The sequence below is a fragment of the Azonexus sp. genome, from assembly GCF_036170495.1.
GTDB lineage: Bacteria > Pseudomonadota > Gammaproteobacteria > Burkholderiales > Rhodocyclaceae > Azonexus.
In genome coordinates, this window is sequence record NZ_JAVHPH010000481.1 from 1 (window position 1) to 7,911 (window position 7,911).

7 protein-coding genes are annotated in these 7,911 nt (G+C 58.3%); 3 read left to right on the forward strand and 4 right to left on the reverse strand.

Features of this window, described 5'->3' with window-relative positions:
• Nucleotides 1-283, forward strand: a 283-nt coding sequence (locus tag ADADOO_RS17330; protein WP_511278766.1) for a hypothetical protein, incomplete at its 5' end; no start/stop codon positions are given.
• Here the strand turns inward: ADADOO_RS17330 and ADADOO_RS17335 are convergent.
• The 3 genes from ADADOO_RS17335 to metX are packed head-to-tail and all read right to left on the reverse strand — an operon-like array spanning nucleotide 267 to nucleotide 3,255.
• Nucleotides 267-1,535: an AmpG family muropeptide MFS transporter gene (locus tag ADADOO_RS17335; protein ID WP_511278767.1), complete on the reverse strand. Its 1,269-nt coding sequence runs from the start codon at nucleotides 1,533-1,535 to the stop codon at nucleotides 267-269. The genes ADADOO_RS17330 and ADADOO_RS17335 overlap by 17 nt on opposite strands.
• Nucleotides 1,535-2,134: a methionine biosynthesis protein MetW gene (metW, locus tag ADADOO_RS17340; RefSeq protein WP_511278768.1), complete on the reverse strand. Its 600-nt coding sequence runs from the start codon at nucleotides 2,132-2,134 to the stop codon at nucleotides 1,535-1,537. The genes ADADOO_RS17335 and metW overlap by 1 nt, the downstream gene beginning before the upstream one ends.
• Complete coding sequence (gene metX / locus ADADOO_RS17345; protein ID WP_511278769.1) at nucleotides 2,131-3,255, reverse strand: homoserine O-succinyltransferase MetX; 1,125 nt, start codon at nucleotides 3,253-3,255, stop codon at nucleotides 2,131-2,133. The genes metW and metX overlap by 4 nt, the downstream gene beginning before the upstream one ends.
• 261 nt (nucleotides 3,256-3,516) lie before the next feature.
• Between metX and ADADOO_RS17350 the strand changes: the two genes are divergently transcribed.
• Both ADADOO_RS17350 and ADADOO_RS17355 read left to right on the forward strand, forming a co-directional pair.
• The gene (locus tag ADADOO_RS17350) at nucleotides 3,517-4,125 is read left to right on the forward strand and encodes a PilZ domain-containing protein (RefSeq protein WP_511278770.1); all 609 of its coding nucleotides are present in this window, start codon (nucleotides 3,517-3,519) and stop codon (nucleotides 4,123-4,125) included.
• Nucleotides 4,126-4,157: 32 nt separating this feature from the next.
• Nucleotides 4,158-6,191: a TonB-dependent receptor plug domain-containing protein gene (locus ADADOO_RS17355; protein ID WP_511278771.1), complete on the forward strand. Its 2,034-nt coding sequence runs from the start codon at nucleotides 4,158-4,160 to the stop codon at nucleotides 6,189-6,191.
• A gap of 14 nt (nucleotides 6,192-6,205) precedes the next feature.
• On the opposite strand, the gene ADADOO_RS17360 is transcribed toward ADADOO_RS17355, so the two are convergent.
• Nucleotides 6,206-7,911: EAL domain-containing protein (locus tag ADADOO_RS17360; RefSeq protein ID WP_511278772.1), on the reverse strand; the 1,706-nt coding region annotated here is incomplete at its 5' end.

The window sequence follows — 7,911 nt, forward strand, 5'->3', positions numbered from 1 at the left end:
CGCACTGCCCTCCTGGTGGCGCCAGATGGTTTCTTCTCAGCGGCGGCAGGCGCGCAGGGTTCTGACCGAACTGATCGCGACGCGCGGCATCATGCCGTTGTTGATGAAGGTGCGTAATGGTGGCCACTGGACGCCGGATGAAAAGCAGGAGCTTGTCCGGCACTTGCGCCATATGGTCCGTCTGTCGCCCTATCTGATTGCCTTGCTTTTGCCGGGCTCTATCCTGTTTCTGCCCGTGTATGCCTGGTGGCTGGACCGGCGCCGGCTCAGGCGGGGCGATTAGCAGTTGCCGTGGTTTCGTGCCATGGTGCGACTTTCAGCAATAGCACCATCCCCGGCACGGCCAGTCCGATACATAGCCAGTAAAAGCTGCTCCAGCCCAGCGTTTCGACCAGCCATCCGGCCGAAGCGTTGATGAAGGTCCGTGGCACGGCGGCTAGACTGGTGAACAACGCCATCTGGGTTGCCGTGTAGGCAGGATGGGTCGAGCGGGCGATGTAGGCTACAAAGGCAGCAGTTCCCAGGCCGACGCCGAGCGCTTCGAGGCTGATGACGAAGGCCAGCGCGATGCGTTCTTCGGCGCCGATGCTGGCATAGTGGCCTTGCGACGCCAGCCAGGTAAAGCCGAAGATGGATGTCAGTTGGACAACGCCGAACAGCCATAGTGCCCGGTTGATGCCCAGCCGTATCATCCACAAACCGCCGAGCAGGGCGCCGATTACTGCTGGCCAGAGGCCGGCATGTTTGGCGATGAGACCGATGTCGGTCTTGGTGAATCCCATGTCGAGATAAAACGGGGTGGCCAGCGCTGTGCATAGGCTGTCGCCCAGCTTGTAAAGGAAGATGAAGCCGAGAACCGTCAGGGCGCCGCGCCAGCCTTGCCGGCCGATAAATTCGTGAAATGGCTCAGTAACCGCTTGACGCAGGGTTTTGGGCGTCCCTTTGATGAGCGGTTCGCTGACCAGCCAAGCCATTATCATGCCGGGAATCATAAAGGAACCAGTGATCCAGAACACTTCGTTCCATGGCAGGCGATCGGCCAGGATCAGCGATAGCGAACCGGGGATCAGGCCGGCAATACGATAAGCATTGACGTGCACTGCGTTGCCAAGGCCCAGTTCGTTATCGTTCAAAATCTCGCGTCGAAAGGCGTCGACCGCAATATCCTGGGTTCCTGACAGCAAGGCGAGCAGGGCGGCGAGCCACAAAATGGGCCAGATACTTTCTTTCGGGTCGAGGCCGCCGAGTGAGCCAATGACGAACAGCAAGCCGATTTGAGTTAGTAACATCCAGCCTCGGCGCCGGCCGAAACCGGGAACGCTGAAGCGGTCGAGGAGCGGCGACCAGAGAAATTTCCAGGTGTAGGGAAACTGGATCAGGGCAAAAAAACCGATGGTTTTGAGGTCGACGCCTTCGCTGCGCAGCCAGGCGGGCAGCAGGTTGAGCAGGAGGTAGAGCGGCAGGCCCGAGCTGAAGCCGGTAAAGATGCAGATCAGCATCTTGCGGTTGAGCAGGGCGGCAAGCCAGGCCGGCATCAGTGGGTTTGCGTCAGGCGATAGACCGCCAGGCTGCCGAGAAAATTGACCTCGCTGGTAACGGGGTTGCCCTCTTCGTCAAGAACGCTGCGCTCGCGGACGATCAGCCCCATTTTGTCGCACAAATCTTCAAAATCGAGCAGAGTGAAGAAGCGCATATTGGGCGAGTCGTACCATTGATAAGGCAGATCTTCGGAAACCGGCATGCGTCCATTGAGCACCGAACGCAGGTTCTTCCAGTAGGCGAAGTTGGGAAACGAGACAACTGCCTCGCGCCCGACGCGGAGCATTTCGCGCAGGATTCCCTCGGTGTGACGAACGGTTTGCAGCGTGCGGGACAGCACGACATGATCGAATGCCTGATCAGCGAACTCGTCGAGGCCGCGCTCCAGGTTGCCCTGGATGACGTTGATGCCGTTCTTGATGGCTGCCAGCACATTGGCGTCGTCGATTTCGACCCCAACCCCCTGAACGCCACGCAGTTCGATTAGGTGTTTCAGTAGCGTTCCGTCACCACAGCCGAGGTCGAGCACGCGATGGCCTGGTTCAATCCAGCCGGCGATCAATTCAAAATCGGGGCGCCCCAGTGTGTGTGTCATAGCTTGATGTTCCGCAGATAGGCATCGACCACGCCGTGATAGTGCACGTCTTCCATCAGGAAAGAGTCGTGACCGAAATTGAGATCGATTTCGGCGTAGGAAACATTGCGGCCATTGGCCAGCAGGGCAGCGACAATCTCTTTTGAACGTGCCGGGGTGAAGCGCCAGTCAGTCGTAAATGAGGCAATCAGGAAGTTGGCCTTGCTGCGAGCCATGGTGGCATTGAGGTTGCCGTTGTCTTCGCGTGATGGATCGAAATAGTCCAGGGCCTTGGTCATCAACAGGTAGGTGTTGGCATCGAAATAGCCGGCGAACTTGTCACCCTGGTAGCGCAGGTAGGATTCGACCTCGAATTCAACGTCGAAACCGAAGGAAAAGGCGCTGTTGCGAAGTTCGCGGCCGAATTTCGCGCCCATCTGGTCGTCCGACAGGTAGGTAATGTGGCCGAGCATGCGTGCCAGGCGTAGGCCGCGCACTGGACGGGTGTTGTGTTCGTAGTAGTTGCCACCGTGGAAGTCCGGGTCGGTGAGTATGGCCTGGCGGGCGACATCGTTGAAGGCGATGTTTTGCGCCGACAGCTTAGGCGCAGCGGCGATGACAATGGCGTTGCGCACCCGCTCCGGATAGGTGATGCTCCAGCGCAGGGCCTGCATGCCGCCCAGACTACCCCCCATGACGGCCGCCCAGCTATCGATACCAAGCAAGTCGGCCAGCTTGGCCTGGGCGTGTACCCAGTCGTTAACGGCAACAATCGGAAACTCGGCGCCCCACGGCTTGCCGGTGGCCGGGTTAATCGAGGATGGCCCCGTCGAGCCGTGGCAACCACCCAGATTGTTCAGGCCAACGACAAAGAATTTTTCGGTATCGAGCGGTCGACCTGGGCCAACGATGTTGTCCCACCAGCCGATATTTTGCGGCTGGTCCGCGTAATAGCCAGCGACATGATGATGGCCGGAGAGCGCATGGCAGACCAGAATGGCATTTGACTTTGCGGCATTTAGCGTGCCATACGTCTCATACACCAGGTCGTAGGCCGGCAAAACTCCGCCGCTGCGCAAATGCAACGGCTGATCGAAGTGAGCGCGCTGTGATTCGACGGCGCCGACGGATTGTCCTGGCATGCTGTTCCTGAAAACAAAAACCCAGTTGGCCTTAAACGTGAACTCGTCGGGCGAACTGGGTGGTTCCCGCTTTAGCTGAATTTATTTGGCGCCCGCAATCAGAGCTCAAATCGGCGCGGCTGGAGTGTTTCCAGCGTCGGGAGACAATACCCAGCAGGGCGCCAAAAGTCAATGTAACGATCTGCTTATGCAATAGGTGGTAGCGTGCTCAACATTTGATAAAATCCCAAGAAAACAAATTTCTAGAAAGCTTTGGCCACAATGCTGGATCAACGGCGGCATCAGCGGATTCGTTTCGGCAACTTGCCTAAAGTCAGGATTGGCTTCGGGGGGGCGATTGGCGAAGGGCTAATCGAAAATCTTTCCCTGTCCGGCCTGATGTTGCGGACCGATATGCCGCTCGAAATTTCACACAACATCGGTTGCGAATTTAGCGTTTTTGGCTCGCCCCTGATTGACGTACCGGCTGCAGTTGTCAGCCGGGTCGGCAATATGTTTGGCGTTCGCTTCCAAACCGGGCCAATCAACCAGATCCTTATCGACGATGCGATCAACGCCGCGCTGGCCTCCGGGAATGCCTCGATTCTTGGCGTCCGCGAGCTCGGCGGGAAAAAAATCATGCGTATTAGCGGCGGCCTTGGCAACTCGCTGCGCAATGACTTCATGCATGCCTTGACAAGGGTGGGTGTCGACGAAATAGATCTCGAAGGCGTTACTGTGGTCGATCAGGCTGGGCTGGCTTTGTGCTTGGTGGCCTGCAATCGGCACGGTGTGAAACTCGGCGCGCAGTCGCCGTGTTTTGCCGAGGCCTGGAAGCAGGTCTTGGCGGTGCCTGGCGAGATCGAAAAAATGGAGACACCGGGCTTGTGACCCGTAAAACAGTCAATTTACCATGCGCATCGTTGGCTATCTTGCTGGCGGGGATGGGCTGCAACGCCTGGTCGGCGGATGAGGATGCCTATTTCAGCGAGTTGCCGATCGTGGCCTCGGTCAGTCGCTTGCCACAAAAATTGGCGGACGCACCTGCTGCGGTAACGGTTGTCGACCGCGACATGATCAAGGGCTCCGGGGCGCGGGATCTGAACGATATTTTCCGTTTGGTGCCAGGTTTCCAGACTTATCCGAACAACACTGAGGCCGCGCGGGCTACCTACCATGGTCTGGGCGATGGCGATTACGCGCCACGGGTACAGGTACTCATTGACGGGCGTTCAATGCTGTCGCCGCTGTTCGGGAGTGGTGTCAATTGGGCCACGTTGCCGGTCGCGCTGGAGGATATTGAGCGCATTGAGGTCGTACGCGGCACCAATGCAGTTTCCTATGGCAGCAATGCCTTTCTTGGTGTTATCAATATCATTACGGTTGATCCTGCGCTGGTTCGGGGAACTTCTGTGTCCACCAGTTATGGCAACCAGAATGTCCGCGACTACACGTTCAGGACGGGCGGCAAGATCGGCGAGGTCGGGGATTTTCGTTTTACCTATCGACATCAGAATGATGATGGGCTAACCGACCGGCACAACTGGATTGACTCCTACAGGACTCGATTGTTCGATTTTCGTGCTGATTTTGTCCTGAGTGAAAGAGATAGTCTGCAATTCAGCGCGGGGCAAATCGAAGGTGTTACGCAGAGTGGCCGACTGGACAAGGCAACATTGTTGCCGGATCCGACGAATCCCTTTCGTGACGTGAAGCAAACTGATAGTTACGCCCAACTATTGTGGCGTCGTGCCCTGTCGAGCGATTCGGACATTCAGTTACGCTATTCGTACGTGAATGATGAGTCGTCTGACGCATTTGTTGTTGCTTTGCCACTTTTGGCGCCCGTAAACGTCAATCAGTCCGGTGATCAGGGAGCACGGCACGAAATCGAGTTGCAGCATAGTTTGCACGCTTTTGAGACTGCGCGACTGGTCTGGGGGGGGAGTTGGAGAGCCGACGCGCTGCGCTCGGAGTGGACGCTGCGTGATCAGGGAACCGTGCGGCGTGATGTTGGACGAGTTTTCGGCAATGTCGAATGGAAACCGGTTAGGTGGTTTACCGGTAACGTTGGCCTTGCCGGTGAGAGCGACTCGCTGGCTGGGGCGCATGTATCTCCCCGGATCAGTTCCAATTTCCACTTCAATAGCCAGAATACTGTGCGCTTGGGCGTTTCGCGCGCCTATCGGATGGGAAGTATCCAGAACTATCGCGGGCACGAGGAAACGCCGATCCCGAATGCGGGTCCGTATCGCCCATACTATGAGTTCATCTATCGAGGAACGCCGGATATGGCGGCGGAGCGGCTCGATACGCTGGAGGTCGGCTATCTGGGTGACTGGCGCGACTGGCGGTCCAGTCTTGATGTCCGGCTGTTCGGGGAGAGGGTTTCAAATCGTCTGTACAGAATGGATTTAGGCGCCAGCGATCAGGATGTCCCGAAATCGACGGTGCCGATTCAGGACGTCCGTATTGTAGGTCTGGAGTACCAGTTCAAATGGCAACCTTTTGAGTCGACACGGCTGCTGTTGAATCAGACATTTGCACGAATCACCAGTGATTTTCTGGCATCGGCGCTGGCGTATCCGAATTCCGACTTGTCGTCTTCCTCGAAGCGGCTTGATGTGGCCGAGTTCACTGAAAACTCTATGCCCAGCCGTGCAACGTCGTTGATGTGGGTGCAGAAATTGCCGCTGGGCCTCGAATTTTCCCTGATGGGCTACGCGCAGCAGGCCATGCAGTGGTCGAGCAATACCGTATCGCTGAAATACCGTCGGCTCGATGCCCGCCTGGGTTACCCGTTCCGCGTTGGGGCACTCGGCGGTGAATTCGCGCTGACCATCCAGAATCTGAACGGTGCGCACAACGAATACAAATCGCCAAAACCCACCGACAGCCAGCTTGATGGCCGTATCGTCGAACGCCGTCAGTGGGTCAGCCTGCGCCTGGATTTCTGAGCGAGTTTTTCCGCTCAGGCTGAGCGCATGACGGCGCCCTCGAGCCAGACTTCGAAGGGCTCGCTGGGGGCGACAGCCTTGCCTTCGGCAAAGTCGACCCCCAGGTTGCGCAGTTGTTCCAGTGTGTCGAGATCGTCAACACCGTCGGCGATCGTATGGATATTCTGATCGGCGGTGATTTCCTGAACGGCCCGCAATAGCGCGGTCGACGCGCGATTTCCGCCCAATTCGCGGGTCAGGCTCCGGCTGAGTTTGACGTAGCTCGGCGTGATGCTGCGCAAGTGGGTAAATGATGACAAGCCGCCGCCGAAGTCGTCGAGACCTATCTGGCAGCCGAGGGCGCGCATCTGGCGCGAAAAATCCATAGCGTGGCTGGTCAGGAGCGTCAGGGTGTCTTCCGAAAAGATGAAACACAGCCGGTTTCCCGCCAGGTTGCGGCTACTCAGGCTGCGCGTGATGAAGTCGACGGTTTCGCGGTTGCTGACCGAGGCGCGGGATAGTGGGACAAGGCAATGCAGCAGTTTTTGCTGACTTTTGGCGCGCGACAGCGCTGCGATAGCGGTTTCGATCAGGCGCTGGTCAATGGCGGGCGCGAGGTCATAGCGTTCGGCTGCATCACTCAGGGCGGAGAGCGTTACCGGCGGCTGGCCGGGTTCGTTGAGGCGTGCCGTCAATTCGACGAGATGGCTGCCTGACGGGTGTTGCAGGGCGCGCAGTGGCATGGCTTCTATGAGGAGCCGGTCATCGGTCAGGGCGCTGGCAATGCGGCTGGCCCAGTTGGCCGTTTCCTGGCGGCGCTCCGGGATGAGTTGTGCCTCCTGCTCACAAACGCGATTGCGACCGCTTTCCTTGGCGCGATGGCAGGCGGCATCGCCGGCGGCAAGTACTTCATTGATGTTGCGAACTTTCCGGTTGACCGTGGTGACGCCGACGCTGGCGCCAATCGCGAAGACCTTGTCTTGCCAGATAAAGCGATAGGCCGCAGCGAGACCACAGATGTCTTCGGCGACCTGGTTGGCACGGGGGCCGCTGCAATTGGCCAGCATGATGCTGAATTCGTCGCCGCCGAGGCGGGCCAGGGTGTCTTCTTCGCGCAGGCGCCCCTGAAAGAGCAGCGCCATTTGGCGTAGCAGTTCGTCGCCGGCCAGGTAGCCGCAATTGTCGTTGACCTGCTTGAAGCGGTCGAGGTCGAGGAAAAGCACGGCGAATTCATCGCCGCCGGCCTGGACGCCGGCCAGTGCTTTCTCGAGCCGATGTTCGAATTCACGGCGGTTGAGCAGGCCGGTCAGTGCATCGTGCCGGGCCTGGAAGGCGAGCTGGGCCGTGGCTTCCTCGATGCGGGATTGCATCGAAAAATGCACCTCTTCGATATGCGTGGCCATTTCGTTGAAGCCATTTTCGAGAATGCCGATTTCGCCACTCGACGTGGCTGGTACGCGGATGTCGAGGCGGCCTGAAGACATCCCGTGAATGGCGTGGACCAGACGCATCACCGGCTGGGCGAGATTGTCGGCCATGGCAATGGCGAGGGCAGCCAAAACAAGCAGGCCGAAGACGACGATCATCAGCCCGCGCAGCAGCAGTTGGCGTTGCCGGTTAGCCAGTTCGGTCTTGTCGAATTCGACAAAAACGTGGCCGATGATTTCGGGCGGAGTGGCCTTGTTATCGGCGCCAGGCTCGAACAGTGCGTCGGATTCGCTGATCGAGCGTTTGACTGGGG

Coding starts and splice junctions, on each gene's coding strand:
- ADADOO_RS17350 (WP_511278770.1), top strand. CDS start 3,517: ATGCTGGATCAACGGCGGCATCAGCGGATTCGTTTCGGCAACTTGCCT.
- metX (WP_511278769.1), bottom strand. CDS start 3,255: ATGCCAGGACAATCCGTCGGCGCCGTCGAATCACAGCGCGCTCACTTC.
- ADADOO_RS17335 (WP_511278767.1), bottom strand. CDS start 1,535: ATGCCGGCCTGGCTTGCCGCCCTGCTCAACCGCAAGATGCTGATCTGC.
- metW (WP_511278768.1), bottom strand. CDS start 2,134: ATGACACACACACTGGGGCGCCCCGATTTTGAATTGATCGCCGGCTGG.